At 66.5% G+C, this 20,211-nt stretch carries 19 protein-coding genes, 2 tRNA genes and 1 pseudogene; 10 read left to right on the top strand and 12 right to left on the bottom strand.

Features of this window, described 5'->3' with window-relative positions; genetic code table 11:
* Window positions 1-435: 435 nt before the first annotated feature.
* The gene (locus Aut01nite_RS06990) at window positions 436-651 is read left to right on the top strand and encodes a hypothetical protein (RefSeq protein ID WP_043528018.1); all 216 of its coding nucleotides are present in this window, start codon (window positions 436-438) and stop codon (window positions 649-651) included.
* 37 nt (window positions 652-688) lie between these two features.
* Here Aut01nite_RS06990 and Aut01nite_RS06985 read toward each other — a convergent pair whose 3' ends face one another.
* The 6 genes from Aut01nite_RS06985 to Aut01nite_RS06960 all read right to left on the bottom strand — a co-directional run bounded on the left by Aut01nite_RS06985 (window position 689) and on the right by Aut01nite_RS06960 (window position 6,167).
* Window positions 689-1,483, bottom strand: a complete 795-nt coding sequence (locus Aut01nite_RS06985; RefSeq protein ID WP_043528016.1) for a carbon-nitrogen hydrolase family protein — start codon at window positions 1,481-1,483, stop codon at window positions 689-691.
* A gap of 206 nt (window positions 1,484-1,689) precedes the next feature.
* The gene (clpX, locus tag Aut01nite_RS06980) at window positions 1,690-2,985 is read right to left on the bottom strand and encodes an ATP-dependent Clp protease ATP-binding subunit ClpX (RefSeq protein ID WP_043528014.1); all 1,296 of its coding nucleotides are present in this window, start codon (window positions 2,983-2,985) and stop codon (window positions 1,690-1,692) included.
* A 218-nt stretch (window positions 2,986-3,203) separates the two neighbouring features.
* The gene (locus Aut01nite_RS06975) at window positions 3,204-3,860 is read right to left on the bottom strand and encodes an ATP-dependent Clp protease proteolytic subunit (RefSeq protein ID WP_043528013.1); all 657 of its coding nucleotides are present in this window, start codon (window positions 3,858-3,860) and stop codon (window positions 3,204-3,206) included.
* Between the two features lie 11 nt (window positions 3,861-3,871).
* The gene (locus Aut01nite_RS06970) at window positions 3,872-4,507 is read right to left on the bottom strand and encodes a ClpP family protease (RefSeq protein WP_043528011.1); all 636 of its coding nucleotides are present in this window, start codon (window positions 4,505-4,507) and stop codon (window positions 3,872-3,874) included.
* 206 nt (window positions 4,508-4,713) lie between these two features.
* Window positions 4,714-6,057, bottom strand: a complete 1,344-nt coding sequence (gene tig, locus Aut01nite_RS06965; RefSeq protein WP_043528009.1) for a trigger factor — start codon at window positions 6,055-6,057, stop codon at window positions 4,714-4,716.
* A 36-nt stretch (window positions 6,058-6,093) separates the two neighbouring features.
* Window positions 6,094-6,167, bottom strand: a tRNA-Pro gene (locus tag Aut01nite_RS06960).
* A 130-nt stretch (window positions 6,168-6,297) separates the two neighbouring features.
* On the opposite strand from Aut01nite_RS06960, the gene Aut01nite_RS06955 reads away from it, so the two are divergent.
* The 3 genes and pseudogenes from Aut01nite_RS06955 (at window position 6,298) to Aut01nite_RS06945 (ending at window position 8,720) form a co-directional block, all read left to right on the top strand.
* A tRNA-Gly gene (locus Aut01nite_RS06955) sits at window positions 6,298-6,371 on the top strand.
* Between the two features lie 1,009 nt (window positions 6,372-7,380).
* Window positions 7,381-8,049: a GntR family transcriptional regulator gene (locus Aut01nite_RS06950; protein ID WP_268871718.1), complete on the top strand. Its 669-nt coding sequence runs from the start codon at window positions 7,381-7,383 to the stop codon at window positions 8,047-8,049.
* Window positions 8,050-8,058: 9 nt separating this feature from the next.
* Window positions 8,059-8,720: pseudogene (locus Aut01nite_RS06945) on the top strand (YdcF family protein).
* Between the two features lie 120 nt (window positions 8,721-8,840).
* Here the strand turns inward: Aut01nite_RS06945 and Aut01nite_RS06940 are convergent.
* Window positions 8,841-9,014: a hypothetical protein gene (locus Aut01nite_RS06940; RefSeq protein WP_161790683.1), complete on the bottom strand. Its 174-nt coding sequence runs from the start codon at window positions 9,012-9,014 to the stop codon at window positions 8,841-8,843.
* Between the two features lie 1,063 nt (window positions 9,015-10,077).
* Between Aut01nite_RS06940 and Aut01nite_RS06935 the strand changes: the two genes are divergently transcribed.
* Genes Aut01nite_RS06935 through Aut01nite_RS06925 form a run of 3 tightly spaced genes read left to right on the top strand, consistent with a single transcriptional unit; the run spans window position 10,078 to window position 13,901 of the window.
* Entirely contained in the window at window positions 10,078-11,538 is a 1,461-nt protein-coding gene (locus tag Aut01nite_RS06935; protein WP_043528005.1) for an APC family permease, read from the top strand.
* Between the two features lie 7 nt (window positions 11,539-11,545).
* The gene (locus Aut01nite_RS06930) at window positions 11,546-12,637 is read left to right on the top strand and encodes a hypothetical protein (protein ID WP_052164057.1); all 1,092 of its coding nucleotides are present in this window, start codon (window positions 11,546-11,548) and stop codon (window positions 12,635-12,637) included.
* A gap of 1 nt (window position 12,638) precedes the next feature.
* On the top strand, window positions 12,639-13,901 hold the full coding sequence (locus tag Aut01nite_RS06925) for a histidine decarboxylase (protein WP_052164056.1): 1,263 nt from the start codon (window positions 12,639-12,641) through the stop codon (window positions 13,899-13,901).
* A 103-nt stretch (window positions 13,902-14,004) separates the two neighbouring features.
* Here Aut01nite_RS06925 and Aut01nite_RS06920 read toward each other — a convergent pair whose 3' ends face one another.
* The 4 genes from Aut01nite_RS06920 to Aut01nite_RS06905 form a co-directional block, all read right to left on the bottom strand.
* On the bottom strand, window positions 14,005-14,937 hold the full coding sequence (locus Aut01nite_RS06920; RefSeq protein WP_043528004.1) for a DMT family transporter: 933 nt from the start codon (window positions 14,935-14,937) through the stop codon (window positions 14,005-14,007).
* On the bottom strand, window positions 14,915-15,859 hold the full coding sequence (locus Aut01nite_RS06915) for a TauD/TfdA family dioxygenase (RefSeq protein WP_152628873.1): 945 nt from the start codon (window positions 15,857-15,859) through the stop codon (window positions 14,915-14,917). The genes Aut01nite_RS06920 and Aut01nite_RS06915 overlap by 23 nt, the downstream gene beginning before the upstream one ends.
* Window positions 15,860-15,930: 71 nt before the next feature.
* Window positions 15,931-16,671 (bottom strand): SDR family NAD(P)-dependent oxidoreductase, encoded by a 741-nt coding sequence (locus Aut01nite_RS06910; protein ID WP_043528001.1) that lies wholly within the window; start codon window positions 16,669-16,671, stop codon window positions 15,931-15,933.
* A gap of 4 nt (window positions 16,672-16,675) precedes the next feature.
* The gene (locus Aut01nite_RS06905) at window positions 16,676-17,677 is read right to left on the bottom strand and encodes an isopenicillin N synthase family dioxygenase (protein WP_043527999.1); all 1,002 of its coding nucleotides are present in this window, start codon (window positions 17,675-17,677) and stop codon (window positions 16,676-16,678) included.
* 268 nt (window positions 17,678-17,945) lie between these two features.
* On the opposite strand from Aut01nite_RS06905, the gene Aut01nite_RS44755 reads away from it, so the two are divergent.
* A complete protein-coding gene (locus tag Aut01nite_RS44755; RefSeq protein WP_083999403.1) occupies window positions 17,946-18,293 on the top strand; it encodes an ANTAR domain-containing protein in 348 nt (115 codons plus the stop codon).
* A gap of 27 nt (window positions 18,294-18,320) precedes the next feature.
* On the opposite strand, the gene Aut01nite_RS06895 is transcribed toward Aut01nite_RS44755, so the two are convergent.
* Entirely contained in the window at window positions 18,321-19,286 is a 966-nt protein-coding gene (locus Aut01nite_RS06895; RefSeq protein ID WP_152628872.1) for a hypothetical protein, read from the bottom strand.
* A gap of 93 nt (window positions 19,287-19,379) precedes the next feature.
* On the opposite strand from Aut01nite_RS06895, the gene Aut01nite_RS06890 reads away from it, so the two are divergent.
* Window positions 19,380-19,700 (top strand): ArsR/SmtB family transcription factor, encoded by a 321-nt coding sequence (locus Aut01nite_RS06890; protein WP_043527996.1) that lies wholly within the window; start codon window positions 19,380-19,382, stop codon window positions 19,698-19,700.
* Complete coding sequence (locus Aut01nite_RS06885; RefSeq protein WP_043527994.1) at window positions 19,697-20,203, top strand: SRPBCC domain-containing protein; 507 nt, start codon at window positions 19,697-19,699, stop codon at window positions 20,201-20,203. Before Aut01nite_RS06890 ends, Aut01nite_RS06885 begins: the two co-directional genes overlap by 4 nt.
* Window positions 20,204-20,211: the final 8 nt, after the last annotated feature.

The following is a 20,211-nucleotide window of genomic DNA, read 5'->3' as shown; positions in this document are numbered from 1 at the left end:
TCGAATTTGAGCCCGTCAAGGCTCGCCGTCGAGGCAACCGCTCAAGTGTATCCGGTCATTTCCGCGGCACAGAGTAGAACCCCTGTGAGCAACGCCCGAACGTTTCCCCGCGATGCGGGAAGTGACCCAAGCAGACCGGCCTTAACTCGTCCGGCTCCCTGCTGGCTTTGCCACTCTACCCGGTCGGCTTCGCATCCGCAAATCCAATTTCTTGGATCTCTTTCCGCACCGCCCGACGTCAAGTTCGAGCATAGCTCGCTCCCGACGGCTCCCGGGGCACCTTCCGGATTGTCACTTTCGTGGCGCTCCGTACCGGTTTCCCGCTTGCAGAGAGAAAGTTACGCGACCCGCCCCGCCATCTGCAAATCGACGTTCATGCTCGTCAGGCGCGGCGAGGCTGCACACGACGGAACCGCTCCATGACAGAGTGGGGTCATGGCCAATCCAACGACATTGGCGGCCGATGCGTTCCTGGGCCTGCTCGTCCCGCTCTGGCAGTTGGTGATCGGGCTACTTGTGCTGGTCACGGTCGTGGTCTCGGCGCGGAAGCTGCTGATGCGCGGCCCCACCCGGATGGGCGGAGCGCTCCTGCTGGCCGGCGGAGCCGTGCTCGCCCTGACCGCGATCAGCTACCTCGTCGAAAGTCTGTGACGCCGGATACACCTTGGTTCTGTCCGGCCGGTGCCTTCTAGAGCCTTCGGTTGGCGAGGCTGGGCACCTCGGTCCGGATGGTGTCAAGACGCTCCAGGTCCAGGTCGGCGAAGGTGACACCGACGGTGTCCGGCGCCTGAGCGAGAACGGTCCCCCACGGGTCGACGATCATGCTGCGGCCGAAGCAGGTGCGGGACGGCTCGTGATCACCGGTCTGGCCGGCAGCGATCACGTAGCACTGGTTCTCGATCGCACGGGCCCGCAACAGCACCTCCCAGTGATCACGCCCGGTGTGCAGCATGAAGGCGGCCGGCACCACGAGGACCTTCGCGCCGCTGATGGCGAGCTTCCGGTACAGCTCAGGGAAACGGAGGTCGTAACAGATGCTCAGCCCGGTGGGCACGCCGGCGATCTCGGCCACGACGGTCTGCTCGCCGGGCGCCACGGAGCGCGACTCCTGGTACGAGACCCGGCCCGCGATCTCCACGTCGTACAGATGGATCTTGCGGTAGGTCGCGACCCGCTCGCCGTTCGGCGCGAAGACCAGCGAGGTGTTGTAGGTCCGCGCAGCGTCCGGACCGGTCTCATGGAACGAGCCGGCGTGCACCCAGAGGCCGAGCTCCCGGGCGGCCGCGGCGAAGAAGGCGGCGAACTCCCCGTCGACGGGCTCTGGTTTCGGGGCCTCGGCGGAGCGTCCGAGAAAGTCGACGTACTCCGGGAGGATCGCGAACTCGGCGCCACCGGCGGCCGCGCGTTCGAGCAACCCCCGTGCCACGGCGAGGTTGTGGGCGCGGTCCTCCCGCGAGTTCAGCTGGCAAACGGCGACACGCATGGATTCGAGGGTACGGCCACCGACACTGATCCGTGGCAATCCGCGGGCTGGGCAGTGGCACACGAGGGCACCACCCGGACGCTGCTCCGGCGTGCCGGAAACAGCGCTGCCGCCTCCCTCACGGGCGGCGGCAGCGGACGAACTGACGACGAGACGGATCCGGGATATCCCTAAGCCACTTCAGCCCAGGAGGCGGGACCGTCTCGTCAGGCGGACTTCTCCTCGCGCTCCGGACGGCGACGGCGACCGGCGCCGAACTCGCGCGGAACGATCGTCGGGATCACGTTCTCCACCACGACCTCGCGAGTGATCAGGACCCGGGCGGCGTCGGGGTTGCTGGGCACCTCGAACATCACGTTCTGGAGGACTTCCTCCATGATCGCCCGGAGACCGCGGGCGCCGGTGCCCCGCAGCATGGCTTGATCGGCGATGGCTTCGAGGGCGCCCTCGTCGAACTCGAGCTCGACCCCGTCCAGCTCGAAGAGACGCTGGTACTGCTTCACATACGCGTTCCGCGGCTCGGTGAGGATCTTGATGAGGGCATCACGGTCGAGGTTACGGACCGTCGTGATCACCGGGAGACGACCGATGAACTCGGGGATCAGGCCGAACTTGAGCATGTCCTCCGGCATCACCTTGCTGAAGATGTCGTCGGTGTTGCGCTCGGAGATCGACCGGAGGCGCGCGCCGAACCCGACGCCGCTCTGCCCGACCCGCTGCTCGATGATCCGATCCAGACCCGCGAAGGCGCCACCCACGATGAACAGCACGTTCGTCGTGTCGATCTGGATGAACTCCTGGTGCGGGTGCTTGCGGCCGCCCTGGGGCGGGACGTTCGCGACCGTACCCTCAAGGATCTTGAGCAGTGCCTGCTGCACGCCCTCGCCGGAGACGTCCCGGGTGATCGACGGGTTCTCGCTCTTGCGGGCGATCTTGTCGACCTCGTCGATGTAGATGATGCCCTGCTCGGCGCGCTTGACGTCGTAGTCGGCCGCCTGGATGAGCTTGAGGAGGATGTTCTCGACGTCCTCGCCGACGTAGCCGGCCTCGGTCAGCGCGGTGGCGTCCGCGATGGCGAACGGCACGTTGAGCATCCGGGCCAGGGTCTGCGCCAGATGCGTCTTACCGCAACCGGTCGGACCGATCAGCATGATGTTGGACTTGGCCACCTCGACGTCGCTGCCCCCTCCGGGAGCGCCGTTCGACTCGGCCTGGATCCGCTTGTAGTGGTTGTAGACCGCGACGGACAGTGCCTTCTTCGCCTGTTCCTGGCCAACGACGTAGTTGTCCAGGAACTGGCAGATCTCCATCGGCTTGGGAAGCTCTTCCCACTTCACCTCGCCGGTCTCAGCCAGCTCTTCTTCGATGATCTCGTTGCAGAGGTCGATGCACTCATCGCAGATGTAGACCCCAGGGCCTGCGATGAGCTTCTTCACCTGTTTCTGCGACTTCCCACAGAAGGAGCACTTGAGTAGGTCGCCACCGTCACCGATCCGTGCCACCTACGTTCTCCTTGCTGATCATTGGCCGGCCGACGACCGGACCTTCTCCGAGGACTGATTGCCTCGTTGCCATCTATCGTCCGCCGACCCGCGTAACTGAGGCTGCAGACTCGACGTTACCCGCTCCGGGGCTGTTCTCCGACCCCCCAAAACGGGCGTGTCAGGGGTCGGCCAGTCTAGCGCTCCGCCGGCCGGCCCCTGACACCGCAGGCTCAGCGTCAGACGCCGGCTGTCTGCAGGCTCTTCTTCCGAGTCGCCAGCACGACATCGACGATGCCGTACTCCTTGGCCTCGTCGGCCGTCATGATCTTGTCACGGTCGATGTCCTTGCGGACCTTCTCCACCGTCTGGTTGGAGTGGTGCGCGATCATCTCCTCCAGCTGGGTGCGCATGCGCATGATCTCGCGCGCCTGGATCTCGATGTCCGACCCCTGGCCGTAACCACCCTCGGTGGCCGGCTGGTGGATGATGATCCGCGAGTGCGGGAGCGCCATCCGCTTGCCCGGGGTGCCGCCGGCGAGCAGGACGGCCGCCGCGCTGGCCGCCTGGCCCAGGCAGACCGTGCTGATGTCGGGACGCACGTACTGCATGGTGTCGTAGATCGCCGTCATGGCGGTGAACGAGCCACCGGGCGAGTTGATGTACATCAGGATGTCGCGGTCCGGGTCGGTGCTTTCCAGCGTCAGCAGCTGGGCCATCACGTCGTTGGCCGACGCGTCGTCCACCTGGACGCCGAGGAAGATGATCCGGTCCTCGAACATCTTGTTGTACGGGTTGGACTCCTTGATGCCCCACGAGGTGCGCTCGGAGAACGAGGGCAGCACGTAGCGGTTGTGCACCGGAGCGAACCCGGGAGGCATGGAAAGGTCGGTCATGGTTCAGCTCCTCAGTTCAGCGTTCCGGCGCCGTCCGGAACCTGCGTGGCCCCGGTGATCACCTTGTCGATGAAGCCATAGTCCTTGGCCTCCTCGGCCGTGAACCAGCGGTCCCGGTCGAAGTCGGCCGCGATCTGCTCCTGAGTCTGACCGGTGTGAAACGCGATCCGCTCCTGGAACATGCGCTTGGTGTAGAGCATCTGCTCCGCCTGAATGGCGATGTCGGCGGCGGTGCCACCCATGCCGCCGGACGGCTGGTGCATCATGATGCGGGCGTGCGGCAGGGCGAAGCGCTTGCCCGGCGTGCCGGCGCAGAGCAGGAACTGCCCCATCGAGGCGGCCATGCCCATCGCGACGGTCTGCACGTCGTTGTCGATGAACTGCATCGTGTCGTAGATGGCCATACCCGAGTAGACAGAGCCGCCCGGGGAGTTGATCCACAGGTGGATGTCGGCCTCCGGGTCCTCGGCGGAGAGCAGCAGCAGCTGCGCGCAGATGCGGTTGGCGCTCGCATCGGTCACCTCGCTGCCGAGGAAGATGATCCGCTCGCGCAGCAGGCGGTTGAAGACCGAGTCGTCGAGGTTGCCACTCAGGGTGTCACCGCCGCGCCGCGACACGGGCCCGGTGGGGATGTGGAGATCGGTCATGGCAGCCCTTCACAGCTTGCTGTGTCGGCCGTGATCCGGCCGGCAGGTTGTCCGTCGTACGACCAACCTAACTGGTCGGATGCGCATCAGCTTCCCGCTCGGGCAGGTGTTCGCTGACAGCGCATCGCACGGCCGTACCCTGCGGAAAAGACAACGGCCACCGCGCACCCGTAAGGGATGCGCGGTGGCCGTCGTGATGCTTCGGATCAGTGGTTGTGACCCGCGTGGTCGTCCTCGGTGCGCAGGTCGTCCAGCGAGAGGGTGTTGCCCTCGCTGTCCTTCATCGTGACCTGCTCCATGACGGACGCGAGCGCCTTGCCCCGGCGCACGTCGCCGAAGACGGCCGCCGCGGCACCCGAGCGGACCAGCTGGTCGTAGTACTGCTGGGGCTGCATCTGGGCGCGCTGCGCCCGGTGCACGATCTCGTGACCGAACTCGTCGTCGGTGACCTGGACGTCCTCGGCGTCGGCGACCGTGTCGAGCAGCAGCTGGATCCGGACGCCCTCCTGAGCGGCCTCGGTCAGCTCCTGGTCGATCTGCTCCTCGGTCTTCTCCTCGGACGCCAGGTAGTCCTGCAGGGTCGCGCCGATCCGCTCCAGCTGGTCGGTCATGGCCTGCTTACGGCCCTCGACCTCGTCCTTGACGACGCCCTCGGGAGCCGGGATGTTCGCCGACTCGACGAGCTGCTTGAGAGCCTCGTCACGAGCGGCGTAGATCTGCTCGACCTTCTTCGCCCGGCTGAGGCGGGTACGCAGGTCGTCGCGGAGCTCGTCGAGGGTGTCGAACTCGCTCGCCAGCTGGGCGAACTCGTCGTCGATCTCGGGGAGCTGCTTGTCCTTCACGCTCTTCACGACGACCTTCACCTCGGCGTCGCGGCCGGCGAAGTCGCCGCCGACGAGCTGGGTGGTGAAGTTGGCCTCCTCGCCGGCGGAGAGGCCGACGAGCACCTCGTCCAGACCGGGGAGCAGCTGCTTGCTGCCGACCTCGTGGGAGATGTTGGTGGCCGAACCGCCCGGGACGTCCTCGCCGTCCACGGTGGCGTTCAGGTCCAGCTGGACGTAGTCACCCTCCGCAGCCGCGCGCTCGACGGTCTTCAGGGTGGCGAAGCGCTCACGCAGGCCGTTGATCTGCTCGTCGATCTCGTTGTCACCGATCTCGACGGCCGGAACCGTCACGGTGATGCCGGAGAGGTCGGGCACGGTGATCTCCGGGCGGACGTCGACCTCGGCCGTGAACTTCAGCGGCGCGTTGTCGGCGAACTCGGTGATCTCGACCTCGGGACGGCCGAGGGTCTTGACATCGTGCTCCTGGACCGCGGCGAGGATCTGCTGTGGGATCGCCTCCTGAACGGCCTCGTTCAGCACGGCGCCACGGCCGACCCGCTGGTCGATCACCGCCGCCGGAACCTTGCCCTTGCGGAAGCCCGGCACCTGGACCTGCGCGCCGATCTCCCGGTACGCCTTCTGCAGGCTCGGCTTGAGCTCCTCGAACGGCACCTCGATGGCGAGCTTCACCCGAGTCGGGCTCAGAGTCTCGACGGTGCTCTTCACAGGCGTACTCCTTGTTGCTGCGGATGTTGGTGTCAGTCGGGGTGGCGGGATTTGAACCCACGGCCCCTCGCTCCCAAAGCGAGTGCGCTACCAAGCTGCGCCACACCCCGTGGCGACGGCCAGTGTATGCGGTCGGCTCGTCCGCGTGTGCGCTGGAGTCACCTGCTGGGGAATCCGGTTCGCGCGGACGGGAGATGATTCAGTAAGCTGTACCCGAACCCCGAGGTGATCGGGGATCACGCGGGCGTAGCTCAATGGTAGAGCCTCAGTCTTCCAAACTGATTACGCGAGTTCGATTCTCGTCGCCCGCTCCACTACGAAGGCCCAGGTCAGAAGCGGTTTCGCCGACCTGGGCCTTCGTCGTTCACCCACCCGGATGATCTTGCGTGCCAGTGGATGCCGGCACCAAGGCTGGTGTCCACGACCGCCCGGCTTGCCGCCACCGTCCGAGCGTGCCGCGTTTCGTCCGCTGGCCTGGTGTTCGTGCCCTCGGTGATCCGCTTGTCCCTGCTTCCGGCAATCTTCCGAACCCGGTCACTGAGCGCGCGCTGTCAGGTCATCGCGGCCCGCATGCTCGCCTAACCCCTCCGGTGCACCAACTCACGTGCCGCACTGCTGCCGCCGCGAAGGCGGTGATAGATGTGGAAGCCCGCCGGCATCCCCGCATCCGCGAGCACCTTCGACCCCAGCCCAGAGGCGTGTCCTTATTGCCGGTGATGATCAGTGCCTCCGGGCTGAATGTCGGCGAACTCGACCAAGTGGGCGGCCAGAGCCGTGCAGGCAACCCGCCGGAAGGGCGAGGACTCGGACATCCGCCGCGACTTCCGCGGTCCGGGCTACAGGCCGCATTCAACTTCCGGGGGTACGGGCACCGCACCGGCCGTTAGCGCGACATCGCGACCAGTTCTCCCCAGCGCAGCCCCGAAGATGCAACGACGGTGATCAACGCCACGTAGCGCGGCGACATCTGAGCCGCCAGCGCGAGCACCTCGTCCAGCACGTGCTACCGGTCGCACCCGGGGTCCGGCAAGGGCGACTGAACAAGATGAGTCAGTCGAACTTCGGCATCACCGAGCATCCGGTCCCCCAAGCAACAGTCATTAGGGCTAGCTCTGTACGACACCGGACGCGCCCGTGGCGTCAATAGAGCTAGCTCTAAAGTGGGGATCTCCTGGGCTGGGACTGGTAGAGATAGCTCAAGACAGCACCTGGCTTGGAGGAACAAGAGTGGGCATCGGGTACCGGGAGCTGGCCACACTCCTGCGCCAAGCCATCCAGCAAGGCGACTTCCCCGAGGGGAGCACTCTTCCCCAGTAGGAAGAGATCGCGACGACACACGGCGTGAACATCAAGACGGTTCGCCAAGCCGTCCGGATGCTCGAAGCCGAAGGGCTCGTGACGCCTGTCCGTCGGCGCGGCACTGTCGTCCGGCCGCGTGTTGCGATGAAGCGGCTCGGAACCGACCGCTACGCCAAGAGCAAATGGAAGTCTGGACTCGTCGCCTTTGCGGCCGACCGTGAGGCAACCGGCCGGGCATGGAAGCCAAGCGACCAGACCAACGAGGTCCGCAAGGTCGAGGCTGATGCGGAGGTGGCCGAGGCTCTCGGTCTCGAACCAGGAGACCCGGTCTACGAGCGCGCCCGCCTGGTCAAGGAAACCGGCGTTCCCACCCACACGCTCACCAGCAACTACCGGCCCGAAGATGTGGCCGGGACGATCCTCGTCGGCCCGACGCCAGGGCCGGCCGGGCGCGGCGATGGCTTTGCCATTCTCACCGAACGCGGGTTGGAGCCGGACAGCATCACGGAGACAGTCCGAGCACGGATGCCGACACCGGACGAGACCGAACTTCTACAACTACCAGCAGGTGAGCCAGTGATGGTTCTTCACCGAACGACCTTCACCAGCAGCGGAAGGCCGGTCGAGTTCGCCCGCGGCGTTCACGCCGCCTCGCGTTTCACGTGGTCGTACACCTTCAAGATCCCCGACTGAGAGAAGACGATGACAACGGCTCCCCTCACGATCCCTGCTGAGCACCGCGAGGACGTCGAGCGGCTGTGGGACTACCACAACATGCATCACTCGCTCCGCCCGGCTGATGTCGGTATCGGCTCGGCAGTCACGACCTGGGCGTAGCAAAGATCGCAACCGAGCTGTTCTTCCAGAAGATGTATCCGTGGCTGGTGTTCAGCGGCGCCAACGCCCCGACGACCATCGAAGTCTTCCCACGAGGGGAAGCCGTTCACTACCGCGAATACGCCATGGAGAACGGCGTTCCTGCGGACGCGATACTCGTCGAGACTCAGGCCCGGAACACCAGCCAGAACATCGAGTACACCCGGGCAGTCCTGGAAAAAAGGGGAATCCAGGCCCAATCCGTCATCCTGATGTCTCGTCCGTACCAACAGCGCCGCGCCTACGCCACCTGCAAAAAGATTTGGCCTGAGGTTGACGTCATCTGCGCTTCGCTCCCGCTGGGCCTAGATAACTACGTGGCAAGCATCGGTAACGCAGCGAAATTTATCAACATGCTTGTCGGCGACACACAGCGAATCACCAAATACGCTGATCTAGGCTTCGCCATCGCTCAAGAAGTTCCAATGGATGTGGAAGAGTCCTTTTCCCGCCTGACTCGCGCCGGATACGTGGATCGGCTGGTCTAGTCCTTCACATCCCTCAACCGAAGCGGCAAAGGGTCGGGAGTCTGCGGTCATGCCACACCAACATGGGCACGCAGCGTTCAAAGGTTCTGTACGCATTCAAGGCGGCCCGAAATGGGCCGCTCACCCCGCCGCATGGGCACGGGCTCCGGCCGCCGACTGCAGCACCGGCGTCTCCGTGCCGGCCGGGACCGGGGCCGAGGACGGGCTGGCGTTGGCCGGAGCGGCAAAGACTCCGAGAGCGGCGATGGGCGCCGCGGCCATCATCAGCACCCGCAGCATGCATGACATGGTCATGGACTTTCCTTCCTGGCGAGCGCGCCCGCGACCGCCGAGCGCCATGCGGGACAAGGGCCCGTGACGCTCGTTGCGGTCGCTCGAGTGGGGACGCTGAGGTCCTGAATCGTGACGCGACGGTGGTGGCGCGGTCGGCGTCGCGGCCGGACAGCGATGTCCGGTAAGGCCCGAGCGGCGTTCAAGGGCTGGGAGGTGCGGCGGTTGCGGCATGACCTACCGAACCGCCGACGTGACGTACGCCATCAAGTTTCGCGCAAATCACCGTGCGTGTGGCCTGGTGGTGCCGTACTCGAACGCGGCGTACGTCGTGCGCTGCGCGACCCGCGGTCCGGGCATGCTCATCGACTCCTGCCGCGGTCAACTTTCAGCACGTGACGAGCGGGTTCAGGTTCGGCTCACACGGTGGCCGCCACCAGCATCCGCGTCGGCTGTCATCGGCGGTCCCGGTGCCAGGCGCGGCGAATTCCCGCGCGTCCCTACAGACCGTGAAGGAGTCACGGAACGGACGAACCTCTCAGTAGGCATCGTGAGTCTCGCGGATAGAGATCCCGGACCAAAAACCGCGTAAGGTGCTGCCCGGAACACGAGATCAACTTGCGTTCCCCTCTCCTTGCGCACCCCGCACCTGGAAGACATATGCCACGACAAGACCGTTTTGCCCCGAGTGTCCTATTTGGACGGCGGGGTTTCGCGCGCTGGCAGCGTTGGGCGTCAGCAAGCCGTGCGTTATGAGCCGGAACAGGCCGGCTGGACGGCCCTGGAGTGGTGACACGACGGCTTCCACCACCTGGTCGGCTCCGACTCCGAGCACCCGCGGATGCAGCAGCTACGCACGTGGCGATCGGCCCCGCCCCGACGGTATCCGGCCCTGCCATCGGCGGGGCGGATCGTCGTCGCCGCGCGGTACGGCCGGACCGCCGAGCACGATCCGGACGCCTGTGATCCGTTCACGTACCCGGCCACGAGCCAGAGCTTGCAGAACCTGACCGCTCGCTGAGCGCCCCTCGTCCTTCCTCTTCGTTCCCCCGCACCACCCTCTTGTCCTTCCCCTCAAGGAGATTCCATGTCCACGGCTCCCGTAGCCGCAACGCTCGACCGGCGCACCGTCACCGCATTCCGGGCCTGGCTGATCAGTCTCGCGACCAGTGCTCCAGCAGTCGTGATGGCCGGTGGCATCGTGGCCACCTACGCGCAGTCCGGTGTGACCAGTCTTCCCCTGCTGTTCCTGGTGATCGGGGTGGTGGTGACCCTGCTGATGGTGGGATACAGCGCCATGCTGCGGGAGGTGTCCCACTCGGCGCCGTACTACGCGATTCTGGCCCGCGGGCTGAGCCCTGAGATGGGTGTCGCGGGCGCTGCGGTGGCGCTGCTGGCCTACAACACGCTGCAGATCAGCCTCGCCGGGCTTTTCGGCAGTGTGCTGGCCGGCATGACCGGCCTGCCGTGGTGGGTGGGAGCGGCCGTCATCATCGGTGTCGTGGCGCTGATCGGCAGGATGCCCATTCGCGCGGCCATCCGGTTCATCGCGCCGGTACTGATCGGCTCCCTGATGCTCTTGGGCCTCTTCGTCCTGGTCGGCATCAGTGACCCGGCGGGCGGGCAGTTCACCGGTAAGGCGTTCTCCCCGCAGGGTCTGCTGGTCTCCGGCGGCGGTCTGGCCGTCGCGCTCACCTTCGCGGCCTTCGCCGGTATCGATGGGGGTGGTTCCCTGATCGAGGAGGAGGCCACCGAGGGAAAGCCCGGCGCCGTGGTCGGCCGGGGCATGCTGGCGGCGGCGGCAACCGCAACGGTGGTCTACACCGCCGTCGCGTGGGCGATGCAGCTGCCGTCGGGCCCGGATGGCATCGCTGCGGCCGCCGCTAACGACGCCAACCTGCCGTTCACGATCCTGGCTGATCACCTCGGCCCGGTGGCCGGTGTCGTGGTCGTCGTCGCGCTCGCGGTCTTCCTTGCGGCGATCGGCACGTCCTCGATCAGTCTCCACTCGGTCATCACCCGGTACACGATGGCGATCGCCCGCGAGCACGTTCTGCCAGCGAGCCTGGCCGAGAGCGACGGTGGGACGACGGCGAAGGCCCCGAAGGGCGCCTCCCGCCTGCAGACCGCGATCGCCGTGCTGGTGTTGGCCGGATTCGCCATCTTCGGTGCCAGCGGCGAGACGATGTTCGTCTGGCTGTCCACCCTGGGCGCGATGGGCCTGCTGGTGCTGCTGATCATCGCCAACGTCGCGGCGCCGATCTACTTCGCCCGTAACCGGACGTCGGTCGGCGCGGGAGCGTCGACAGCGGCGCCGACGCTCGGGGTCCTCCTCGGCACGATGATCCTGGGGGCGATGCTGTGGCAGCTGTCGTCGCTGCTGCCGCCGTCCGTGGTGCCGCCGGCGATCGTGCCCGTCCTGATCGTGGCGGCTGCCGTGGCGGGGTACGTCTGGGCGCGCCTGCTGCGCTCGCGCCAGCCCGGCGTGTACCAGGGCATCAGCCACGGTGTGCCGCTGAGCGGTTTCGATGTCCCGAGTGCGATCTGAGCCGGCGATGACCAGCCACCCTCAGCATCCCGACCAGCAGCACCAGTACCCCTACGATGTCCAGCCCCGCTGGAATCCCGCGTCACCGCCGCATGACCCCTATGGCGTCTCCGCTCCGCCGCCGCAGCCGCCCGGCGGCTGGCAGGCGTCCCCTCAGCACCAGCCGTGGCCGCCGGCTCCGGCCCCCGGCTGGGACCAGCCGCCGGCTCCGACCCCCGGCTGGGACCGGCACGAACCGCAGGCTGCGGAGCGGCAGTGGCGCTCCGCCGCGGAGCAGGAGGCGGCCGACAGGGCGGAGGCCTGGCGGCGCGCCGAGAGAGCGAAGATCGAGCAGCGGGAAGCCGAGAAGCGCGGTGTCGAACTCCGGCTGCGGGTCGCCTACGAGATGCGCATGGTCAACATGCGGCACCTGGACTACTGCATGCACAAGATGCGGGCGCTGCGTCAGCCCGGCCTCGCCGCGCACGGCGTGACCCTGTTCTACAGCGGCCCCGACCAGCAGGAGCCCTCCGGATACCGGCTCTATACCGTAACGCGGTTCGAGCTCATCAGCCCCGACACCAACGACATCGTCTCCTTCCTCCAGGGGCTGACAGGAACGGCTCAACGGTTCAGCGGCGATGCAACGCGCGGTCAGCGCTGGGATCCTCGCGGTCCGGAACGCAGCTTCGTCAACTTCGGTGACCGCGAGATGCCCCGGGACTCGACCCGCTACATCGGCCTGGGCGTGGACACCCTCGAGGTCGGGGACAGGAAATGGCCGGCCACCGCCGAATGGCTGGCGCGTCTGGACGACTACTCCTACGGCCAGGCGCTCTACGGGCAGCCGGGCGAGTCCGTCGTCCTGCTCACCGACGGGGTCATCGACCCGCAGGCACCGTTGCGGGGCACCCCCGAGGAGGCGTCGGTCATCCGGGTCGTACGCGACGACAACAAGCCGTCCCGGTACCAATCGGTTACCTGCAACAAGCCTCTCGACCTGGGCAATCCGGTTGGCCGGTCCACCCCTCTGAGCAATGATCTCGGCAACACGCTGCGCACCGGATGGCCCTACATCCAGAACCTGGCCCGCATCTTCCAGCAACACCTGGCCGGGTGACGTGGACCAGCCCCCGATACCGGCGGCCGCCTGGGACGCGGCCATCGATCTGCGCCTGCCCGGGCGTGACTCCGCTGCGGTCATCCGCACGTTGCGCGCCCGGGCCGCTGCCGCCCGGTACAAGGACATCGGCTTCCCGGCCGCGATCGACATCGACTACACCCCCGTCCTCGACGTGTTCCGCGAGCTGTACAACAACGTCGGGGACGCCTTGGCCTCCACCCCGCAGGGCTTCGCGCACACCGTCGAACTGGAACGCCAGGTCGTCCACTGGTTCGCCGACCTGTTCGGGCTGCCCGCCGGGGACCGGTGGGGCTATGTGACAACCGGTGGAACCGAAGCGAACCAGGCCGCACTGCTCACCGCCCGCCGCCGGTTCCCCGACGCGCTCGTGTACTTCTCCCACGCCGCGCACTACTCGATCGAAAAGATCACCGACATTCTCGGGGTGGCGACGAACGTCGTGCTCGTCGACGAGGACGCCCGTGGCGAGATGGACTACGGGCACCTGCACCAGCTGGTCACCCGCCACCGGGATCGGCCCGCCATCGTGGTGGCCACCGCCGGCACCACGATGTGCGAAGCAGTCGACGACACCACCCGGATCCAGCAGATCCTGGACGACTGTGGCATCACCCAGCGGTTCATCCACGTCGATGCGGCGCTGGCCGGCACCGCGCTCGCCATCGACGGACTGCTCCAGCTGGGCCCGGACAGCCCCGTGAACAGCGTGGCGACCTCCGGCCACAAGTTCTACGGCACCCCCGTCTCGTGCGGGGTGGTGCTGATGGCCGACAGCGCCCGGCTCGCCCGCGGCCGGCACGTGGCCTACACCGCCACACTGGACACCACGATCGCGGGCTCACGCAGCGGTCAGGCTGCCGTGCTGCTCTGGCACGCCATCAACGAGTACGGCGTCGACGGACACCGTCACCGCGCTGCCGCGGCCCGGGCAGTAGCGGAATACGCCGTGCACCGGCTGACCATGATCGGGTGGCCTGCGTGGCGGCACGAGCGGGCCTTCACCGTGGTCCTGGCCACCCCACCGGCTGCAGTCCTGGAGCGCGGCTGGAATCTCTCGCGCGACGGCGCCCGCAGCCACCTCATCACCATGCCCGGGATCACCATGGACCAGGTCGACGCCTTCGTCGCCGACCTCGCCGAGGTTCTCGAGCGGTCCACCGTCGTCCCGAGACAGCGCCGCCGGCCCGAGCTGGTCTGGCGAGCGGCTGTCAACGGCGAGGACTCGCTGCTGGCCCAGTGAACAGGGCGTGCCGGGTAGCTGACAGCCTTTCCCGGCACGCCCTGATCCGCGGCAAGGTCACGGGCGGTAGGCCGGTGGTCACCGCGGCCGATGCGGACACCGGTCAGGGGATTGGCCGAACCCGTTGGTACATGGCTCTCAGCCACTGTTGAACGCTTTCCAGCATGGAGGCGAGCAGCACCACGGCGCCGCCGAGGATCTGGGACAGACTCAGCGGCTCCCGGTTGAGGAGCCCGAAGAGGCTGGCGAACACGAGATCCAGGTTGAAGATCACCGAGGTACGGGCGCTGCCCACCCGCCGCTGATATCGCGTCTGCAGGTAGATCGCCAGGGCGGTGGCCATGACGCCCATGAAGAGGACCGCGATCCACACCTTCGGTTCGGCCAGCGGCTCGAGGTCGCGGGTGAACGGGAAGTACAGCAGCAGAACGGTTCCGGTGAGCACCTGGAAGAACCCGAGAGCCAGACGGTCGACCTGCCCTGACCGGGACGTCAACTTCCCGATGATGCAGATGGTCATGGCGATGGCGAAGGCGGCGGCGCCTCCCCACAGGTAGCCCACGGAGAGGTCGTCCAGGTGCGGCCCGAGGATGATGACGGCGCCGGCTATGCCGATCAGCACCGCGGCGATGTCGAGTCTCGACGGCCACCCCTGACCGAGGGCGAAGGAGATGAACGGGATGAAGACGATGCTCATCGTCACGCAGAAGGCCGTACTCGCCGACGAGATGTAGTGCAGCGCATAGCTCTGGCTGACGATGTTGATCGCGCTGAACACACCGAGGACGAGACCGCCCAGCACGATCCGCCGGCTCACCCGCCGGACCGCGGGGAGCGCGATCGGCAGCAATGCCGCCGTGGCGACCAGCGAACGCGCGAACGCGTAGAGTCCGGGATCCACCGATGCCACGGCGTTGTGGGTCAGCGGAAAGCCGATTCCCCAGATCACCGGAATCGAGAAGATGGCGAGTAGGGCGACCCGGTCCTGCTTCTTGTCCGCGGCGCTCGGTGTCTCAGCGGTAGTCGACGAAGCCATAGAACTCTCCCGGCTCGTAGTTCCAGGAGACGGTCCGGCCGGTCTGACCGAGCAGCGTCTCGGCCCGACGGAGATCCCGGGTCACCAGCAGGCGTTGCAGCCAGCGGTCGGTCCCGTCGTAGCGTGCCTTGAACGCTGTCCGGCCGTGCACGGTCTTGAGGTTGTCGAGCAGCAGGATCTCGCCCGGCCCCAGATCGAACTCGTACATGTTCTCGTGCAGGACGGCGCGCAGCCTGTCGAGCGCTCGCTGTGCGTGGGGATTGGTACCGGCGATGTACTCGTCGTCGTAAGCGATCATGGGGGACGCATCGTTGCCGAAGAGCACACGGATCAGCGGGCCGGTTCCACGTTCGGCCGCGCTGTTGCCGAAGTTGAAGTCGACGTTGGTGCGGAACTGGAACTGCCGGAGCCTGGCGACGTCCTCGGCGGCCAGCAGCGAGATGACCTCGTCGGAGCCGATCACCAGCGTCTTGGCCAGTCCGCCCGGATCGCGCCGCAGCCCCGACAGCATCAGGTAGTCCGGCTGGACCGGGTGATAGATGTTCTCGTTGTGCAGATCGAGGATGATCGCCGAGCTGTCCGACGAGATGTTCGTTTCGTTCCGCTTGGCCGGGCGCACATTGTGGATCATCGCGCCGTTCCGCTCCTGGGTGTAGCTGAACGGCTCTCCGAGCAGTTTGCCGAGCATCACCAGCGTGAACTCGCTGTAGTACGTGCCCTTTGCGGTCTCGATCTCCTCGGTGGACTCGGTCGTGGGAATCAGGTTCGGGTCGACCGCGCCACCGCGGAGCAGGATGCGCCCGCCGGGACCGCCGTGCCGCTTGAAGTCGAGCACCTCTTTGAGGTCCCGGTAATCGAGTGCGGCAAGGGCCTCTTCGGCGTGCGCCGCGGTCCGTTCGAACTCGCGGTAGGGATTGCTCAAGGTCGCGAACTTATGGACGACCTCGGTCCAGGAGGAGATGTCGACAGTCGGCGTGGAATTGTCAATGCGCGTCACAGTGCTGCCCTCGCAGTCTCGCCGCCGTCGATGATGTAGTGCTGGCCGGTGATGAAACGGGCGTCGTCCGACGCCAGGAACGCCAGGAACCGAGCGATCTCCTCCGGGTCGGCATGGCGGCCCAGGGGGATGTTGTCGTTGACCTGCTGGAACATCTCGTCGGTGTACTCAGCTCGCTGCATGGGCGTCAGCACCGCTCCCGGGCAGAGCGCTATCACACGAATCTGCGGGGCGAGCTCGACCGCCATCGTCCGGGACAGCGCCAGAAGCGCTGCCTTGGAGGCGTTGTAGTCCGCGTAGTGGGGGAACGCGGCCAGCCCGTTGATCGAGGACTGGTTGATGACGACGCCGTGGTCCATCCGCCGGACCGTCTCGCTCGCGACGTAGAACGCGCCGTTGAGGTTGGTGTTCAGCACCTGTCGCCACTGGGCGGGCGTGATGCTGCGAAAGCTCTCATGGCGAACACTGATGCCGGCGTTGTTGATCAGAATGTCGATCGCCGGGAAGACCTCGTCCAGTTCCCGGAACGCCTCCGCCACCGCCCGGTCGTCGGAGACGTCCACGGTCACCCCCTTGGCGACCTGGGGAATCTCCGCCAGCGTCTTCTCCAGCGCCCGGCTGTCGCGGTCGAAGATCGCAACGGCCGCGCCCTCCTCCACGAAGCGCTGAACGGTGGCCTGCCCGATGCCGCTGGCGCCGCCGGTGACCAGAACCCGCTTGTCCGTCAATCCGCGCATCCGCCTACACCTGCTCGAAGACGTTGCTGGCGGGGATCTCGAAGTCCACCGGCCACCGGCCCGAGTCGACGCGCTGTTTGATGTACGGGAAATCGCGGTAGAGCTGGCCGAGCAGGTGGTGACCGACGACGATCTTCTCGTCACTGTGCCCGAAGAAGGGCAGGACGCCGAGTTCGGTCTCGAAGTCGAGATTCATGAAGAACGGGAAGCTGTAGCGCTCCTCCCCGGTCGTCGACACGCGGTGCAGGAGCGACTGCAGCCGGCCTCCGGTCAGGAACTGGAGCATGTCGCCGACCAGCACGAGCACGGTGTTCTTGAAGACCGGCATGTTGTGCCAGGACTTGGACGCACGGTCGTACGCCACCAGGCCCGGTGAGGACTGGTGGATGATGGTGAGCAACTCGTAGTCGGTGTGGCCACCCATGGAGGTGTCCTCGCGGTTCACGAGGATGTCGTTGCGGAGGTAATGGATCAGGCGCAGTTGGGACGCCGGGCGTGTGAGCCATCGATCGAAGTGCTCGGCCTCCAGTTCCGCGGCGATGGCGATCTGCTGCAGGATCAGGCGTGCGATGCCGAAGTTCGCGTCGTAGTACTCCCGCAGGGTGCCGGCCATGCCGGGGACCTGGGTGGGGTAACGGTTCCGGCCCACGAGCTCGAACCCGCGGCTCCGGGACGCCGGCAACGGATCGCTGTCGTAACCGATGTCGAACGCTTCGTAGACTCTGACGCTCTCGTCGCTGTACGAGCCCTGCTCGGTCACCGGAACGTAGCCGCGGTGATTGTCGGAGTCGCCGATGTAGTGTTCCATCTTCGCCTCGAGCGGAAGGCCGAAGTAACGCTCCGACGTCTCGTGCAGCGACTTGAACAGGCTGGGCGGGATGGCCCTCTCAATGTCCGAGAGATAGAAGAATCCGTTCTCGGCCAGCGTGTCCAACACTTCGCTGGGCTTTATGGAACCCGTGACGAGATCGTCGTAGCTGATGATCGGAATCGCATGCTTCGCCATTTCCTTGGAATCCCCCGTGAACCCTTGACGATTGCGTTCGGTGGAAAATCGCGACAGCCGGCATGGTCGCGCTCACCGGACGGCAGTAATTGCAATAGCTTGCATCTCCGATCATGCCTATAGGGATTGAACCTGTCAACGATCCATCCAGGGACACACAGTAAGTGAGCACCAAGGAATTCACGGCTGTCATACTGTTGCAATCAAAGACCTCGATCTACCTGTATCGAGGCGCGGCACCGTTCACTTGCGATGCAATATCACGTGACTGAGGTCACAGTCCCCCGCAGTTGCCCTCACGCATCGTGAGCGATGCGCGGCAGACTCGGTCAGGGCTGAGGACGCCGTCGTACGTCCCGAACCAGCGCCGAGGCGACCTCGCGGAGTTCCCGGCCGGTGTCCTGGGCCGGTCCGCGACCCGAACGAACTCGGCCGTATCCGGCTCGCCGACATCGACATCGACACCCTGCTGACCACGATCGCGCGGGGCGACCGCCGGTGCACCGCCGAAGACGCCTTCGCCATCCTCGTCAAACTGTCCCAGGACACCAATCGCAAGCTACGCGACGTCGCTTCGACCCTGGTCGAGAACGCACAGCGCCGACCACGGCCGTAGTCGCGCCCAGCCGGCTCGCCGGGGCCGTCAGCCCAGGTTCCGGTGGGTGTAGGCGCGCGACGCGAGGAAGAAGTCCATGTCGCCCCACGGTTCCCGGGTGATCCAGTCGTCGCTGATCACCTCGTACAGATTGCTCGCCTGTTTGAGGATGTCGCCGTAGGTGAACGCGTAGGCGAACAGGTTCCACGGGATCGGTGTCAGCAGCGTCTCGTGGTAGTCGTCGTGGAAGACGGACAGCTGCCCCGCGTCCCAGATCTCGTCGGTGATGTCGTCGCGCTCGAGGTAACTCCAGTCCGCGATGGCGCCCTTGCCCGCCGGGTTCCGCAGTTTCTCCAGGTGGGCGTGGTGGGCCAGATGAGCGCGGACCACCAGCGCGGGGATGTGGGTGGCCGGACAGGCCGCGGCCCGGGTGCGGGCGAACTCGAGCATCGCGCCGGTGGTGCCACCGGCTTCGGGAGCCAGTGCCATCAGCATCTCGACGTGGCCGTACCAGTGGCCGGGGTAAATCTCGATCATCCGGTGGAACCTGCGCCACCGCTCCTCCACCGGCAGTGCGGCGGCCCGGCTGACCTCGATCTTGTACGCCCACGCGTCGGCACACGCCGGATCCAGGCGCAGCGCCTCGTCGAGGCATTCGTCGGCTTTCGCCCACGCCTGCCGTACCTCGGGGCTCTCCCCGGACTCGCCGGCCGCCTCGGACACCTCCCAGGCGAGAGAGACCAGGGCGGCGCCCCGGATGAGCACCGGCAGGGCCGAGTCCGGTTCCTCACGGATCGGGCCGGTGATCCATCGGGTGACGTCGCGGACGCCGCCGGCGACGGTGACGTAGTACGAGAGGTGTTCGGGATCGGCGCCGGCGAGGATGGCGCGGGCGGTGTCCCAGTCCCGCTTTCGCATTACGCCGTGTAACGACTCAGCGCCGGGATCGCCGAGAAATCGGAGGAACTCCGGCTGGTCCTCGGCGACCGAGGGTTCCTTCTTGAATGGCCACACGCGGGGAGCCTAAGGGGTTCCGCCCCCGTCCGGAAGCTCAGGACCATGGATCCCGGCTTGACAGGTGACCAAACGGTCACATAACTTGGGGTCATGACGGACGACGATCGGGTTTTCAAGGCACTGGCCGACCCGAGCCGCCGGTTCCTGCTCGATCTGCTCTTCGCCCGGGACGGCCGCACACTCACCGAGCTGGAGCGTGAGCTGGAGATGACCAGGTTCGGTGTCGCCAAGCACCTGCGGGTGCTCGAGGAGGCCGGGCTCGTCGTCGTCCGCCGGTCCGGGCGGGAGAAATTGCACTACCTCAATCCGGTGCCGATCCGGCAGATCCACGACCGGTGGATCGACAAGTTCACCGAGCAGCACGTGACCGCACTCATCGATCTGAAGCGAACGCTGGAGGAAGAGTCATGAGCGACACCCAGGTCTTCCGCATCTGGATCAAAGCATCGGCCGACCGGATCTGGACGGCCATCACCGATCCCGAGTGGACCGCGAAGTACGGGTATGCGGCTCCGCAGTTCTACGAATTGCAGAAGGGCGGCCGGTTCCACTCGACCGCCACCGAGGAGATGAAGGCGTATTCGGAGGCCAACGGCTTCCCCCTGCCCGAGGTGATCCTGGACGGTGAGGTGCTGGAGTCCGAGCCGCCGCGGCGCCTGGTGCAGACGTGGCGGATGCTGATGGACCCGACCACGGCGGCCGAGCCGTTCACCACGCTGACCTATGACATCGAGGAGTCGGGTCCCGGCGTCTGCCGGGTCACCATCACCCACGAGACGCCGGGCGCGCCGGCCACCGCCGCGATGATCCGCGGCAACACGGACGCCGGCGCCGAGGGTGGCGGCGGCTGGGCCTGGGTTCTCAGCGACCTCAAGTCGCTGCTGGAGACCGGCAAGGTCCTGGCCTCAGCGTGAACGCCGGT

It is taken from the genome of Actinoplanes utahensis (genome assembly GCF_016862455.1).
Taxonomy (GTDB): domain Bacteria; phylum Actinomycetota; class Actinomycetes; order Mycobacteriales; family Micromonosporaceae; genus Actinoplanes; species Actinoplanes utahensis.
The sequence above is the reverse complement of the archived record's forward strand: the minus strand, read 5'-3'. Positions and strand labels throughout refer to the sequence as shown.

Bases quoted from the DNA above. Each gene is read 5' to 3' on its own strand.
- Aut01nite_RS06990 (WP_043528018.1), top strand. From the start codon at position 436: ATGGCCAATCCAACGACATTGGCGGCCGATGCGTTCCTGGGCCTGCTC.
- Aut01nite_RS06885 (WP_043527994.1), top strand. From the start codon at position 19,697: ATGAGCGACACCCAGGTCTTCCGCATCTGGATCAAAGCATCGGCCGAC.
- Aut01nite_RS06970 (WP_043528011.1), bottom strand. From the start codon at position 4,507: ATGACCGATCTCCACATCCCCACCGGGCCCGTGTCGCGGCGCGGCGGT.
- Aut01nite_RS06930 (WP_052164057.1), top strand. From the start codon at position 11,546: ATGACCAGCCACCCTCAGCATCCCGACCAGCAGCACCAGTACCCCTAC.
- Aut01nite_RS06920 (WP_043528004.1), bottom strand. From the start codon at position 14,937: ATGGCTTCGTCGACTACCGCTGAGACACCGAGCGCCGCGGACAAGAAG.
- Aut01nite_RS06905 (WP_043527999.1), bottom strand. From the start codon at position 17,677: ATGGCGAAGCATGCGATTCCGATCATCAGCTACGACGATCTCGTCACG.
- Aut01nite_RS06935 (WP_043528005.1), top strand. From the start codon at position 10,078: ATGTCCACGGCTCCCGTAGCCGCAACGCTCGACCGGCGCACCGTCACC.
- Aut01nite_RS06985 (WP_043528016.1), bottom strand. From the start codon at position 1,483: ATGCGTGTCGCCGTTTGCCAGCTGAACTCGCGGGAGGACCGCGCCCAC.
- Aut01nite_RS06975 (WP_043528013.1), bottom strand. From the start codon at position 3,860: ATGACCGACCTTTCCATGCCTCCCGGGTTCGCTCCGGTGCACAACCGC.
- Aut01nite_RS06890 (WP_043527996.1), top strand. From the start codon at position 19,380: ATGACGGACGACGATCGGGTTTTCAAGGCACTGGCCGACCCGAGCCGC.
- Aut01nite_RS06940 (WP_161790683.1), bottom strand. From the start codon at position 9,014: ATGACCATGTCATGCATGCTGCGGGTGCTGATGATGGCCGCGGCGCCC.
- Aut01nite_RS06910 (WP_043528001.1), bottom strand. From the start codon at position 16,671: ATGCGCGGATTGACGGACAAGCGGGTTCTGGTCACCGGCGGCGCCAGC.